We start from the raw sequence: 13,520 nt of genomic DNA on the forward strand, positions 1-13,520 counted from the left end.
GTCAGCCGACCGGACCCTCCGCGGCCGTCACCTGCAACTGCTGCTGCGCCCCCGACGCGTCCGTGACCGTCAGCGTCAGCTTGTCACCCGGGTGGTGGGTGTCCATCACGTTCGTCAACGTCGTCGCCGAGTCGACCGGCACGCCGTCGATCGCCGTGATCACGCTGCCCGCCGCGAGCCCCGCCTGCTGCGCCGGGCCGCGCGCGACCACCTCGCGGACCTGGGCGCCGCCCTGGCCGTCCGCCACCGAGACCCCGATGAACGCCGTCTTGCCGATGTGGATCTTGTCCGTCGCCGTGCCCGCGACGATCTTGTGCGCGATGTCGACCGCCTGGTTGATCGGGATCGCGAAGCCCTGCCCGGCGCCGCCGCTGCGGCGGCCGTTGAGCTGATAACCGGTGGACGCGGCCGTGTCGACGCCGATGACCTGCGCGTCCGCGTTGACCAGCGGCCCACCGGAGTCGCCGGACTCGATGTTCGCGCGGACCTGGATCAGGCCGGTGAGCTGCTCGGACGAGCCGCTCGACTCGTCGGACGCCGTGATCGACTGGTCCAGCGCCGTCACCGTGCCCGGCGCCGGCACCGGGTCGCCGCCCTTGCCGCCCGCGTTGCCGAGGCCGAGGATCTGGTCGCCGACCTTGACCGTCGACGAGTCGCCGATGCTGGCGGTCGGCAGACCGGAGGCGCCTTCGAGCTGGATGACCGCGATGTCCTCGCTGCGGTTGTAGCCGACGACGTGCGCCTTGTACGTGTCGCCGGTGCCGATGCTGGTCGCCTTGATGCTGGTCGCGCCGGCGACGACGTGGTTGTTCGTCAGGATCTCGCCGTCCGCGGTGAGCACGATCCCGGTGCCCGCCGCGGCCGCGCCCTGCAGGCCGAGCTCGGTGTTGATGTTGACGATGGCCGGGTTGACCTTCGCGGCCACGGCGTCGGCGTCGAGCACCGTCTGCGACGAGCTGGGCTGCCCGGAGAAGCCGAAGTTCTGGTTGCCGCTCGCGCTCGGGCTGGTCGACGCCGAGATGAGGTGCCCGATGCCGAGCCCGGCGACGACGGCGATCGCCACCGCGACCACGGCGAAGGCCAGCGCCCGGACGGGACGCCGGCGCGGCGGCTGCGGAACGGGCGGCGGATAGCCCGGCCGGCCGTAATAGCCCTCAGGACCGTGGAAACCCTGCGGCTGGGTGTACTGGGGCGGGTACGGGCGGCCCCACTGGTCGCGGGGCTGGTCATAGGGCTGCTGACCGTAGTGGGGCTGCTGGTCGTAGTAGCCCTGACCTTGCGGGTAGTGGCCCTGGCCGTAGCCGTACGGGTACTCGCCGCCGCCCTGCGGTCCTCGGTCGTACTCGCTCATGCACAGCTCCAGCCCTCGACAAGCCTCCGGCCGTTCCAGGAAACGCCTCGTTCCTGAGAATTTCCTGGCGCGCTTCCATGGAGTTGCTGTGGATGTACCCGCCCGGAACGGCCGACATGCCGACGTGACCGACGTTACCCTCGGGGGGTGAAGCGCACCGTCGTGTTCCTGACCGCCGCGGTGCTGGCCGCGGGCTGCGGCAACGAAGCACCTCCGGGCGAGCCGCACCAGCTCGTGTTCGACGTTTCCGGCACCGCCACCATCACCACGCTGACCTGCACGGTCGACGGCAAGGAAACGACCGAGACGGCCGTGAAGCTGCCGTGGAGCCGGACGTTCAGCTTCCCCGCCGGCACCGGCAAGCACGAGTACCGGGTCGTCATGAAGTACACCGACGGCTCGGTCAAGGCGACGGCCAAGCTCGACGGGAGGCTCCAGAGCAGCAGCGCCGGCTCCGGGGACGGCCCGTCGACGCAGTCGATGAACGGCGACTTCAGCGACTGACCACCGCCCGCCTCCCGGAGAGGCTTCAGGACGTCGCTCGTGATCCGGTCACGCTCACCGCCGGATTCGTTCCATGCCGGGGTCGACCAGTGGCTCGGCGGCCACGGTGGCCGCGACCCGGCGGCCGAAGTACTCGATCTCCACGCTGCTGCCGATGTCCGCCGCCGCCGGGAGCCACGCGTAGGCGATCGGCCGCCCGATGGTGTACCCGTACGCCGCGCTCGTGACGTAGCCCGAAGCCACGCCGTCGACGAACACCGGTTCCTTGCCCAGGACGACCGTGCGGCCGTCGTCGATCGTGAGGCACCGCAACCGCCGCGACGGCGTCCGGCCTTCGAGGGCATCCCGGCCGAGGAAGTCACCCTTCGCCGGGCGCACCGCGAAGTCGACACCCGCCTCGTACGGGTCGTGTTCGGTGGTCATGTCGGTGCCCCACAGCCGGTAGCCCTTCTCCAGCCGCAGGCTGTTGAAGGCCGCCCGGCCGGCCGCGATGACGCCGAGGGGCTGCCCGGCCGCCCACAGCGCGTCCCACAGCCGCAGGCCGTTGTCCGCGCTCGTATAGATTTCCCAGCCGAGTTCGCCCACATAGGACAGTCGCATCGCGACCACCGGCACCCCGGCGATTCGCGCCTTGCGTGCCCGGAAGTACTTCAAACCGGCGTGCGAGAAGTCCTCGTGCGACAGCGGCTGCACGAGATCACGAGCGAGTGGCCCCCAGACGCCGATGCAGCACGTCCCGCCGGTGACGTCCCGGACCCGGACGCCGGGCGGTGCGTGCTTGACGAAGTGGTCGACGTCGATGTTCCCGTTGATCCCGACCTGGAACAGGTCCGGTTCGAGCCGGGCCACGGTGACGTCGCTGCGGATGCCGCCGGCGTTGTCGAGCATCAGCGTGTACGTCACCGAGCCGACCGACTTGGCGAGCTGGTTGGTCGTCAGCGACTGCAGGAACTCCAGTGAGCCGGGTCCGCTGATCTCCACGCGCTTCAACGGTGTCATGTCGTACAGCGCGACGCCGTTGCGCGTCTGCCACGCCTCGGCCGCCGCGATCGGCGAGTGGAACTGCGCCGACCACGCGTCCCGCGCCGGCGGCAGCGCGTCGTGCGGGAGCTTCTTCAGCAGCGGCGCGTTGGCCTCGAACCAGTGCGGGCGCTCCCAGCCGCCCGCCTCCAGGAACACCGCGCCCAGCTCGCGTTGCCGGGCGTGGAACGGCGTTACGCGCAGATCGCGCGGGGACAGCTTGGGCTGCAACGGGTGCAGGATGTCGTAGACCTCGACGAAGTTCTGCTGCGCCGTCTCGCGCACGTACGACGGCGCGAGCTGCACCTCCTCGAAGCGGTGGACGTCGATGTCGTGGGTGTCCACTTCGGAATGCCCGTCGACGAGCAGTTCGGCGACCGCCTTCGCGATGCCGGCGGAGTGCGTCACCCAGATCGCCTCGGCCAGCCAGAACCCGCGGACGTCGGCCGACTCGCCGACCAGCGACTGGCCGTCCGGGGTGAAGGAGAAGATGCCGTTGAAGCCTTCTTCGACCTTCGTCTGCCGCAGCGCGGGCAACAGCAGTTGACTCTGTTCCCACGACGGCGCGAAGTCGTCCTCGGTGAAGGGCAGCATGGACGGCATGGCCGTCTCGGTCACCGTCGGGTCCAGTGTGGACTCTTCGACCGGCATCGGCCGGTGCGCGTAGGAGCCGATGCCGAGCCGGTCGACGTGCTCGCGGAAGTACAGGTCCTGGTCCTGGTGCCGCAGGATCGGCAGGCTCGCCTCGACCTCGTCGGTGTTGCGCCCGACGAGTTCCGCGACCTGACCGGTCTTGGCGTACTGGTGGGCCAGGGGCAGCAGCGGGACGTCCATGCCCGCCATCGCGCCGATCTCGCGACCCCAGAAGCCCGCGCACGACACGACGACGTCGGCCGGGAAGTCGCCCTGGTCGGTCCGGACGCCGGTGACGCGGCCGCGTTCCTGCAGCACGTCGGTGACGCGGGTCGAGCCGAGGAACTTCGCGCCACGCTCACCGGCGCGCGCGGCCAGGACTTCGACGGCCTTGGCGGCCCGCGCGAGCCCGTCGGTCGGGACGTGCAGCGCGCCGAAGATGCGGGACTCGTCCAGGAGCGGCCAGCGCTCGACGCATTCGGCCGCGTCGATCAGCCGTCCTTCGACGCCCCACGACGTCGCCCAGCCGTGCTTGCGCTTGAGGTCTTCCCAGCGGGCCGGGGTGGTCGCGAGCTCCATGCCACCGACCTGGAGGAAGCAGTCCAGGCTCCGCAGCTTTTCGACGGTGTAGCGAGCGAAGTCCGTCATCGCCTTGGACGGGTTGGTCTGGAACACCAGGCCGGGCGCGTGGGACGTCGACCCGCCGGTGCGCGGCAGCGGGCCCCGGTCGAGCACGGTGACGTCGGTCCAGCCGCGGGTGGTCAGCTCGTCGGCCAGGTTCGCGCCGACGATGCCGGCGCCGATGATCACGACTTTCGGTGCGGTCATGGCGGATCTCCTAACGGAAGACGACGGTGCTGTTGCCGTTGAGCAGGACGCGGCGTTCGCAGTGCCAGCGCACCGCGCGGGAGAGGGCGAGGGCTTCGGCGTCGCGGCCGACGGTCACCAGCTCGCGCGGTGAGTACGTGTGGTCGACGCGCTGGACCTCCTGCTCGATGATCGGGCCTTCGTCGAGGTCGGGCGTGACGTAGTGCGCGGTCGCGCCGACGTACTTGACGCCGCGGTCGTAGGCCTGGTGGTAGGGCTTGGCGCCCTTGAACCCGGGCAGGAACGAGTGGTGGATGTTGATCGCACGGCCTTCGAGCTTCTGGCACAGCTCGTTGGACAGCACCTGCATGTACCGGGCGAGCACGATCAAGTCCACTTCGTACTCCCCGACCAGGTCCAAGAGCCGCTGTTCGGCCTCCGGCTTGGTGTCGGGCGCGACCGGGACGTGCACGAACGGCACGCCGGCCGCCTCGGCCATCGGCCGCAGGTCTTCGTGGTTGGACACGACCACCGCGATCTCCGCGCCCAGCCCGCCGGCGCGCCAGCGGAACAGCAGGTCGTTGAGGCAGTGCCCGAACTTCGACACCATCACGAGGATGCGCGGCGGAGTGCCGTCCGAGAAGTCGAACTCCATGCCGAAGTCCCCGGCCACCGGCGCGAACGCCCGCGTCAGATCGTCCACTGTGGTCTGCTCGGCGCAGGTGAACGACGTGCGCAGGAACAGCGAGCCGCGGACGTCGTCGTCGAACTGCTGGTGCTCGACGATGTCGCAGCCCTGCCCGACGAGGAACGTCGTGACGGCGTGGACGATGCCCGAGCGTTCCGGGCACTTGAGCGTCAGGGTGAAGGCCATCAGACGTACTCCAGGCTCGCGTCGGCCAGCCATGCCTTGAAATAGTCCGAAAAGGACTGCCGCACGAGGATCGTGAAGCCGTCCTCCCGGACCATCAGCACGATCCCGGTCCGCGCGAGCAACGTCTGCACGCAGGTACCCGGCGGCGACGCCTCCAGGTCGATCGAGCACCCGTGCGCCAGCACATCAGCCGCATGCTCACCGGTGAGCCGCACGACGTTGCGCTGCGCCGACACATCCACCACCGCGGCACTTTCACGTGAAAGTGCCGCTTCCAGGTCGGAGCTTTCACGTGAAAGCTCCGGTCCGAGGACGAGGTACTCGTCGGGGCCCATCCAGAGGATGTCGACGCCGTGGCCGCTCGTGTACCGGCACGGGCCGGGCAAGGGGACGCCGAGAAGGGTGTCGCCGTCGCGGAGGCGGACGGTGAGCTGGGTGCGGAACGGTTCGTCGACCGCGTCAACCGTCACGGCGGGCTCCTTCCTTGTCGAAGAGCACGGATTCGGTCACGGTCACCGGCACGACCTGGTCCCCGACCGGCACGTACAGCGTCTCGCCGACCCGCTCGCGACCCGAGCGCACCAGAGCGAGCGCGAAGGTGCGGCCGAGGGCGGCGCTGTCGTAGCTGGACGTCACGTGGCCGAGCATCCGCACCGGCGGTTCCGGCACGACCTCCGATTCGATGATCTGCGAGCCCTCCGGCAACAGCACCGACGGGTCGACCGGCAGCAGGCCGACGAATTGCTTGCGGTCCGGCCGGTTGTTCTCGGCGCGGGCGAAGGACCGCTTGCCGATGAAGTCGGCCTTCTTCTTCGACACGGCCCAGGACATGCCGAGGTCTTGCGGGGTGACCGTGCCGTCGGTGTCCTGGCCGATGATCGGGTAGCCCTTCTCGGCCCGCAGGACGTGCATGGTCTCGGTGCCGTACGGCGTCGCCCCTTGATCCACTATGGACTGCCAGAGCTGAAGTCCGTACCACGACGGCACGTTGATCTCGTACGCCAGTTCGCCGGAGAAGCTGATCCGGCAGACGCGCGCTTGGAGACCGGCGACCTCGGCGTCCTGCCAGGTCATGAACCCGAAGGCCTCGTTCGAGACGTCGAGGGCAGGCGCCAGGCGGCCGAGGACTTCTCGCGAACGCGGGCCGACCAGCGGGATCGTGGTCCAGTGCTCGGTCACCGACGTCGCGAAAACGCGCAGGTGCGGCCACTCCGTCTGAAGCCACTCCTCCATCCACTCGAGGACCATCGCCGCGTTGCCGGTCGTCGTCGTGACCAGGAACCGCTCCTCGCCGACGCGGATCACGGTACCGTCGTCGATCACCATGCCGTCCACACCGCACATCACGCCGTAGCGGATCCGGCCGACCTTCAGCGTGCTCATCATGTTCGTGTAGAGCATGTCGAGGAACCAGCCGGCGTCCGGGCCCTGGACGTCGATCTTGCCCAACGTGGACCCGTCCATCACGGCGACGTCGTTGCGGGCCGCCCGGCATTCGCGCCGGACGGCGTCGTGCATCGACTCGCCGGGCCGCGGGTAGTACCACGGCCGCTTCCACTGGCCGACGTTCTCGAACTCGGCACCGTGTTCGACGTGCCACGGGTGGATCGTCGTGACGCGCACGGGGTCGTGCAGCTCACCGCGGTCGCGCCCGGCCAGCGCGGCGAACGCGACCGGCGTGTACGGCGGCCGGAACGTCGTCGGGCGCTGGGTCGCCAAGTCGACACCGAGGGCCTCGGCCGTGATGCCGGCGGCGAGCATGCCGGACGTCTTGCCCTGGTCGTGCGCGGTGCCGATGGTCGTGTAGCGCTTGATGTGCTCCAGCGACCGCAGGCCGGCGCCGGTGGCACGCAGGACGTCCGACACGGTCGCGTCGCGCTGCTGGTCCACGAACCGGGTGTCCACTTCGGACTCCGGCGCGGGCACCTGCCAGAGCACCTTGGTTTCCGGCAGGCCTTCACCGGCCGCGGCACCCACGACGCTCACGGTCGGGAGCGAGCCGTCCGGGACGTACGCGCCCAGTTCCGGGGCGTACCGGAGCTTGCCGCGGGCCTGGCTGTAGAGGTGGACGGCCGGGTTCCAGCCGCCGGACACGAGCAGCAGGTCGCACTCGACGCGCTCACCCACCAGCGATCCCAGCGGAGCGATGTGCGCGGCAGTGATGTGCTGATCGCCGTCGGTGCCGATGACTCCGTACCCCTCGCGGGCGTCGACGATCCGCACGATCTCGGCCCCGGCTCCCGCCAGGTCGGACGCAGCCTCGTAAGCGGAGTCGTTGGTGGTGAACACGACCACGCGCCGCCCGGCCAAGACGCCGTAGCGGTTCAGGTACGTGCGCGCGGCCGAGGCGAGCATGATGCCGGGACGGTCGTTGTCCGGGAAGACGATCGGCCGTTCGTGGGCGCCGGTGGCGATGACGATCCGCTTCGCCCGGATCCGCCAGACGCGCTGCCGCGAGATGCGTTCCGGGGCTGCGGGCTCAGCCCGGCGTTCCAGGGCGAGCACGAACCCGTCGTCGTAGACGCCGAACGCCGTGGTGCGCGAAAGGAACCGGACTCCCTCGGGAGCTTCGCCGTCGGGTTGGTCGTCGACGAGCAGCACCCGGCCGGACGCGGCGGCAGCGGCGGCACGGCCGGCGGGACCAGCGCCGATGACCAGGACATCGCAGTGGGCGTGCTTGGCGTCGTACCGCGCCGGGTCCGGCTCGGCGGCGAGCCGGCCTTGACCACGCAGGCCGCGGGCCTCCAGACCGTCGTACAGCTCGACCGCCGTCGCCGAAAGCATCGGCTCGGGGAACGGCTTTTCGATCTGCACCAACGCGTTCGAGTCCTCGACGCCGGCGGCGACGATCCCGCGCGGCCGCCCGTACTTGATGCTGGTCGCGACGTGGTGGATGCCGTTGGCCAGCAACGCGGAAGCCAAGGTGTCGCCGAGGAAACCGGTCAGCTCGCGGCCGTCGAAGGTGAACTTGAGCGGGACGCCGGACAATCGGGTCACGAGATCACCGGCCGGGGCTCGTCGAGGCGGTAGACCGCCAGGAGGTCGTGGGTGCGGGTGTCGCGGACGGCGTTGAACCACCGGCGGCAGCCCGCCGAATGGCTCCACCGCTCGGCGAACGGCCCGCTCGGGTTGTCGCGGAAGAAGACGAACTTGGCCCACTCCTCATCGGACAGTGTCGAGGGATCCGCCGGGTAGGCGACGTGCGCTTGGCCGCCGTAGTGGAACTCGGCTTCCTCGCGAGGCCCGCACCAGGGGCAGGGGATGAGTTGCACGGGATCTCCTAATGCGCGACGGCGGCGGCGCCGTGCTCGTCGACGAGGGCACCGGTGGTGAACCGGTCGAGGCTGAACGGCTCGGCGTATTCATGGGGCTTGCCGCGCGCGACGGTCGCCGCGAAGACGTCGCCGACGCCGGGGGTGGCCTTGAAGCCACCGGTCCCCCAGCCGCAGTTGAGGAACAGGTTCTCCACCGGAGTGAGGCCGATGATCGGCGAGGCGTCCGGGCTGGTGTCGACGATCCCCGCCCACGTCCGCAGCAGGTGCGCCCGCGCGAACACCGGGAACAGCTCCAGCGCGGCCGCCATCTGCTGCTCGATGATGTGGAACGAACCGCGCTGGCCGTATCCGTTGTACGAGTCGATGCCGGCGCCCATCACGAGTTCGCCCTTGTGCGCCTGGGAAACGTAGACGTGCACGGCGTTCGACATGACGACCGTCGGGTGGATCGGTTCGAGGAGCTCGGACACCAGCGCCTGCAACGGGTGCGACGTCAGCGGCAGGTCGAGGCCGACCATCCGGGCCAGCACCGAGGTGTGCCCGGCCGCGCACAGCGCGACCTTCCCGGCGGCGATCCGGCCCCGGGACGTCTCGACGCCGGTGACCCGTCCGTCCACAGTGGAGATGCCGGTGACCTCGCAGTTCTGGATGAGGTCGACACCCAGTTCGTGCGCGGCGCGAGCGAAGCCCCAGGCCACGTAGTCGTGCTTGGCGATGCCCGCGCGTGGCTGGAAGGTCGCGCCGAGCACCGGGTAGCGGACGTCCGGGGAGGTGTTGACGATCGGGCAGATTTCCTTGACGCCGTCGGCGTCCACCCATTCGGCGTCGATGCCGTTGAGCTTGTTGGCCTCGACGCGGCGGACGCTGTCGCGGACGTCCTGCAGGCTGTGCGCCAGGTTGAGCACCCCGCGCTGGCTGAACAGGATCGGGTAGCCGAGGTCCTCTTCGAGGCCTTCCCACAGCTTGAGGGAGTGCTCGTAGATGCCGGAACTCTCGTCCCAGAGGTAGTTGGAGCGGATGATCGTGGTGTTGCGGGCCATGTTCCCGCCTGCGAGCCAGCCCTTTTCGAGCACGGCGACGTTCGTGATGCCCTGCTTGGCCAGGTAGTAGGCGGTGGCGAGCCCGTGCCCGCCGCCACCGACGATGACGACGTCGTAGGCCTTGCGGGGCTCGGGGTTGTCCCACAGGAAGTCCGGGTGCTCCGGCAGATCGGTCATCGGGCCTCCTCGTCCGGGTACAGCGGGAACGCCTCGGCCAGCGCGGTGACGCGGGACCGCAGCTTCTCGACGTCGTAGCCGGGCTTGAGGGCTTCGGCGATGACGTCGGCGGCTTCGCGGAACTCGGCGTCGCCGAAGCCGCGGGTGGCCAACGCCGGGGTGCCGATCCGCAGGCCCGAGGTGACCATCGGCGGCCGCGGGTCGAACGGGACGGCGTTGCGGTTCACGGCGATGCCGACCTCGTGCAGCCGGTCTTCGGCCTGCTTGCCGTCCAGCTCGGAGTTCCGCAGGTCGACGAGCACAAGGTGGACGTCGGTGCCGCCGGTCAGCACCGAGATCCCGTCCTCGACCAGGAGCCGCTCGGCCAGGAGCTTCGCGCCGCGCAAGGTGCGCTGCTGGCGTTCGACGAACGCCGGCTCGGAAGCCATCTTGAACGAGACGGCCTTGGCCGCGATCACGTGCTCGAGCGGGCCGCCCTGCTGGCCGGGGAACACCGCGGAGTTGACCTTCTTGGCCAGGCCCGCGTCGTTCGTCAGCACCACGCCGCCGCGCGGGCCGCCGAGGGTTTTGTGGGTGGTGGTCGTCGTGACGTGCGCGTGCGGCACCGGCGACGGGTGCAGGCCGGTGGCGACCAGCCCGGCGAAGTGGGCCATGTCGACCATCAGGTACGCGCCCACCTCGTCGGCGATCTCGCGGAAGCGCGCGAAGTCCAGCTGACGCGGGTAGGCCGACCAGCCGGCGATGATCAGCTTCGGCCGGTGCTCCTTCGCGAGGCGTTCGACCTCGGCCATGTCGACCCGGAAGTCCTTTTCGGACACTTCGTAGGCGGCGACGTCGTAGAGGAGTCCGGAGAAGTTGATCCGCATGCCGTGCGTGAGGTGGCCGCCGTGGGCCAGCGAGAGGCCGAGGATCTTGTCGCCGGGCTTGAGGAGCGCGGCCATCGCCGCCGCGTTGGCCTGCGCGCCCGAATGCGGCTGGACGTTGGCGAACCCCGCGCCGAACAGCGCCTTGACGCGGTCGATGGCGAGCTGCTCCAGGACGTCGACGTGCTCGCAGCCGCCGTAGTAGCGCCGGCCGGGGTAGCCCTCGGCGTACTTGTTGGTGAGCACCGAACCCTGGGCCTGCAGGACGCTCAGCGGGGCGAAGTTCTCGGAGGCGATCATCTCGAGCGTCGACCGCTGCCGGTGCAGCTCGGCGCCGATCGCGGCGGCCACCGCCGGGTCGTAGTCGGCCAGGGACCGGTTGAGCACGTGCTGGTCGATCGTCGCGGTCATGGAAAACTCCGTCTGGTCGACTTCTGATATATCAATCGTCGATGTAGGCTAAGCGCCATGCACCCGCAGGTCAATCCCCCATCCCTGGCGGAACAGGCGTACCTCTTCGTCCGTGATCGCCTGGTCATGCTCGACATCCGGCCCGGCTCCCCCCTCAACGAGGAGGAGCTCGGCAGCGAACTCGGCATGGGCCGGACGCCGATCCGCGAAGCGCTGAAACGCCTCGAATCCGAGCGGCTGGTCGTCGCCTACCCGCGGCGCGGGACGTTCGCCACCGACGTCAACATCTCCGACCTCGCGCACATCTCCGAGGTCCGGCGCACCCTCGAACCGATGGCGACGGCCGCCGCGGCTTCGCGGGCCACGGACGCCGACCGAACGACCCTGACCGAGCTGCGCGCGCAGCTCGACGCCGGCGTCCCGGGCGGCGGCAACAGCGAGCTGCTGCGCACCGACCTCGCCCTGCACCGGGCGATCTACCGGTGCGTGCACAACCCGTTCCTCGAGGACACGCTGATCCGGTACGACAACCTGGCGACCCGGATCTGGTGCGTGTTCGTGCCCCGGCTGTCCGGGATGGCCGGCCACGTCGACGAGCACGTCCCGCTCCTCACCGCGATCATCGAGGGTGACGCCGAGAAGGCGGCCGCGCTGACGCTCGAGCACGTCACCGGGTTCGAGGCCGCGATCCGCGCGTTGATCTAGACCGCCAGCCGGGCGCGGACCCAGTCGTGGAACGCGCCGATGTGGTGCTCGCTCGGCACGAGCACCCCGCCGCGCGCGTACGAGCGGGAGTCCATCGCGAGCTGGCAGCGTTCGCACGCCTCGAAGTCCTGCAGGTTGACGCGGTGGAACAACTCCACCGACCGGCTGAGGTCCCGCTCCGATTCGACGACCTCGGGCAGGTACAGCCAGTCGCAGCGCACCAGCGTCCGGTCGGGTGCCAGCGGGAACATGCGGTGGACGATGACGTGGTCGGGGACGAGGTTGACGAAGACACCCGGCTTGATGGTGATCGCGTAGTACTTGCGGTCCTGCGCCTCGGTGACCCCGGGCAGGCGGTCGACGCCCTCGGAGCCGTCGACGGTGAAGCCCTTGATCTCGCCGCCGAACTCGGCGCCGTGGCCGACGTAGTACTGCGCGGCGTAGCCGTCGGCGAACTCCGGGAGCACCTCGGTCAGCTCCGGGTGGATCGTCGCGCAGTGGTAGCACTCCATGAAGTTTTCGATGATCTGCTTCCAGTTCGCCCGCACGTCGTACTCGATGCGCTTGCCGAGGGCGAGGCCGTCGATGCCGTAGGCGTCGATCTCGGCCGGGCCGCCGAGCCGTTCGGTGACGGCGCCGACGACGGTCTCTTCGAACGACGGCGGCTCATCGGCCAGGCACACCCAGGCGTAGCCGAGCCATTCGCGCAGGTACAGCCGGGTGAGGCCGAACTCGGTGCGGTCGACGTCCGGCATGCCGGTGAGGTTGGGCGCGGCGACCAGCTTGCCGTCGAGGCCGTACGTCCAGGCGTGGTACGGACATTGGAACGCGCGTTTCACGGTCCCGCTCTCGGACGTGCACAGCCGGGCGCCGCGGTGGCGGCAGACGTTGAGGAACGCGTTGAGCTTGCCGTCCCGGCCCCGGGAGACCAGGACGCTCTCCTTGCCGATCTGCACGGTCTCGAACGCCCCGGGCCCGGCGAGGTCGGCGCTGCGCACGGCGCAGAACCAGTCCGCTTCGAAGATCTTCGCCTGTTCGGCCGCGAAGACCGCCGGGTCGGTGTAGGCGGAGCCGGGCAGGGTGGCGAGCAGGCTCGGCGGGAGATCGATTGCGGTCACCGGCGTGGTCCTCTCCGCGGATCAGTTCGGGAGTTGCGCAGAACGCGTCTTGTTGCTCACTCCGGAACAGAGTGACTGCCGCCACGCGCGGCTGTCAAGGCGGGTTTTTCAGTGCCCGCAGGCGGTTCAGGCCGCCGGGCCGTCGATCGCCCGCCGGAACAGCGTTTCGATCTCTTCGCGGCCCGGCCGGGGGTCGGCGAGAGCCAGCTGCATGAGCAGGCCGCAGAACAACCCGGCCAGGAGCCGGCCGGTCAGCGGGTCCGTGCGGATGCCGAAGAAGGCGATGAGCGCCTCGTCCCACGCCGCGCTCGCCTTGCGCAGCGCCGGCCGGTGCAGGGCGGCGACGTACAGGTCGTACTCGACGACGGTGTCGCGGTACTGCTCGTTGACGTAGCCCATCACCAGGTCGGCGAGCGCCGCGGCGAAATCGGCGTCCGGCGGCAGCGCGGACTCCCACTCCTTCAGCGCGTGCACGTTCTTCTCGGCGGCCTCGTGCAGGGCGACCTCGAGGAGGTCGTCCAGCGTCGCGAAGTGGTAGGTCGTCGAGCCGAGCGGGACACCCGCGGCGGCCGCCACCGACCGGTGCGTGACGCCGTCGATCCCCCGCTGCGCGACCACCTCGATCGCCGCTTGGGCGATCCGGGCCCGCCGTTCGGGGTCGTTCGGGCCGCGGCGCCTGCTCGCGCCGGGTTCGCTCTTCGCCATCGAGCCCCCTTGTGGACATCTGTACACACTTCGCGTA

General features: G+C 69.9%; 12 protein-coding genes. 2 read left to right on the top strand and 10 right to left on the bottom strand.

The window, feature by feature from the left end:
- Nucleotide 1: 1 nt before the first annotated feature.
- Entirely contained in the window at nucleotides 2-1,351 is a 1,350-nt protein-coding gene (locus ACIQWX_RS31775; RefSeq protein WP_400878871.1) for a S1C family serine protease, read from the bottom strand.
- Nucleotides 1,352-1,498: 147 nt separating this feature from the next.
- Between ACIQWX_RS31775 and ACIQWX_RS31780 the strand changes: the two genes are divergently transcribed.
- Nucleotides 1,499-1,855 (top strand): hypothetical protein, encoded by a 357-nt coding sequence (locus ACIQWX_RS31780; RefSeq protein WP_400878874.1) that lies wholly within the window; start codon nucleotides 1,499-1,501, stop codon nucleotides 1,853-1,855.
- A 54-nt stretch (nucleotides 1,856-1,909) separates the two neighbouring features.
- On the opposite strand, the gene ACIQWX_RS31785 is transcribed toward ACIQWX_RS31780, so the two are convergent.
- Genes ACIQWX_RS31785 through glyA form a run of 7 tightly spaced genes read right to left on the bottom strand, consistent with a single transcriptional unit; the run spans nucleotide 1,910 to nucleotide 10,955 of the window.
- Complete coding sequence (locus tag ACIQWX_RS31785; RefSeq protein WP_400878876.1) at nucleotides 1,910-4,336, bottom strand: FAD-dependent oxidoreductase; 2,427 nt, start codon at nucleotides 4,334-4,336, stop codon at nucleotides 1,910-1,912.
- Nucleotides 4,337-4,346: 10 nt separating this feature from the next.
- A complete protein-coding gene (gene purU / locus ACIQWX_RS31790; RefSeq protein WP_400878878.1) occupies nucleotides 4,347-5,189 on the bottom strand; it encodes a formyltetrahydrofolate deformylase in 843 nt (280 codons plus the stop codon).
- Nucleotides 5,189-5,659: a sarcosine oxidase subunit gamma gene (locus ACIQWX_RS31795; RefSeq protein WP_400878880.1), complete on the bottom strand. Its 471-nt coding sequence runs from the start codon at nucleotides 5,657-5,659 to the stop codon at nucleotides 5,189-5,191. The genes purU and ACIQWX_RS31795 overlap by 1 nt, the downstream gene beginning before the upstream one ends.
- A complete protein-coding gene (locus ACIQWX_RS31800; RefSeq protein ID WP_400878883.1) occupies nucleotides 5,649-8,186 on the bottom strand; it encodes a 2Fe-2S iron-sulfur cluster-binding protein in 2,538 nt (845 codons plus the stop codon). The genes ACIQWX_RS31795 and ACIQWX_RS31800 overlap by 11 nt, the downstream gene beginning before the upstream one ends.
- Nucleotides 8,183-8,461 (bottom strand): sarcosine oxidase subunit delta, encoded by a 279-nt coding sequence (locus ACIQWX_RS31805; RefSeq protein ID WP_400878886.1) that lies wholly within the window; start codon nucleotides 8,459-8,461, stop codon nucleotides 8,183-8,185. Before ACIQWX_RS31805 ends, ACIQWX_RS31800 begins: the two co-directional genes overlap by 4 nt.
- A gap of 8 nt (nucleotides 8,462-8,469) precedes the next feature.
- Complete coding sequence (locus ACIQWX_RS31810) at nucleotides 8,470-9,681, bottom strand: sarcosine oxidase subunit beta family protein (protein ID WP_400878888.1); 1,212 nt, start codon at nucleotides 9,679-9,681, stop codon at nucleotides 8,470-8,472.
- On the bottom strand, nucleotides 9,678-10,955 hold the full coding sequence (gene glyA / locus ACIQWX_RS31815) for a serine hydroxymethyltransferase (protein ID WP_400878891.1): 1,278 nt from the start codon (nucleotides 10,953-10,955) through the stop codon (nucleotides 9,678-9,680). Before glyA ends, ACIQWX_RS31810 begins: the two co-directional genes overlap by 4 nt.
- A 57-nt stretch (nucleotides 10,956-11,012) precedes the next feature.
- Here glyA and ACIQWX_RS31820 point away from each other — a divergent pair, with 57 nt between their 5' ends.
- Nucleotides 11,013-11,660 carry a GntR family transcriptional regulator gene (locus tag ACIQWX_RS31820; RefSeq protein ID WP_400878893.1) on the top strand — a complete coding sequence of 216 codons (648 nt, stop codon included), beginning with the start codon at nucleotides 11,013-11,015 and terminating at the stop codon, nucleotides 11,658-11,660.
- Here ACIQWX_RS31820 and ACIQWX_RS31825 read toward each other — a convergent pair.
- Together ACIQWX_RS31825 and ACIQWX_RS31830 are read right to left on the bottom strand one after the other, a co-directional pair.
- Entirely contained in the window at nucleotides 11,657-12,778 is a 1,122-nt protein-coding gene (locus tag ACIQWX_RS31825; RefSeq protein WP_400878895.1) for an aromatic ring-hydroxylating dioxygenase subunit alpha, read from the bottom strand. The genes ACIQWX_RS31820 and ACIQWX_RS31825 overlap by 4 nt on opposite strands.
- 126 nt (nucleotides 12,779-12,904) lie before the next feature.
- Nucleotides 12,905-13,483, bottom strand: coding sequence for a TetR/AcrR family transcriptional regulator (locus ACIQWX_RS31830; protein WP_400878898.1), 579 nt, complete (start codon nucleotides 13,481-13,483; stop codon nucleotides 12,905-12,907).
- Nucleotides 13,484-13,520 lie beyond the last annotated feature (37 nt).

The organism is Amycolatopsis sp. NPDC098790, from assembly GCF_044759945.1.
GTDB lineage: Bacteria > Actinomycetota > Actinomycetes > Mycobacteriales > Pseudonocardiaceae > Amycolatopsis.

Excerpts from the sequence above, each read along its gene's own strand:
- ACIQWX_RS31775 (WP_400878871.1), bottom strand. The coding sequence starts at position 1,351 with ATGAGCGAGTACGACCGAGGACCGCAGGGCGGCGGCGAGTACCCGTAC.
- ACIQWX_RS31785 (WP_400878876.1), bottom strand. The coding sequence starts at position 4,336 with ATGACCGCACCGAAAGTCGTGATCATCGGCGCCGGCATCGTCGGCGCG.
- purU (WP_400878878.1), bottom strand. The coding sequence starts at position 5,189 with ATGGCCTTCACCCTGACGCTCAAGTGCCCGGAACGCTCGGGCATCGTC.
- ACIQWX_RS31810 (WP_400878888.1), bottom strand. The coding sequence starts at position 9,681 with ATGACCGATCTGCCGGAGCACCCGGACTTCCTGTGGGACAACCCCGAG.
- glyA (WP_400878891.1), bottom strand. The coding sequence starts at position 10,955 with ATGACCGCGACGATCGACCAGCACGTGCTCAACCGGTCCCTGGCCGAC.
- ACIQWX_RS31820 (WP_400878893.1), top strand. The coding sequence starts at position 11,013 with ATGCACCCGCAGGTCAATCCCCCATCCCTGGCGGAACAGGCGTACCTC.
- ACIQWX_RS31830 (WP_400878898.1), bottom strand. The coding sequence starts at position 13,483 with ATGGCGAAGAGCGAACCCGGCGCGAGCAGGCGCCGCGGCCCGAACGAC.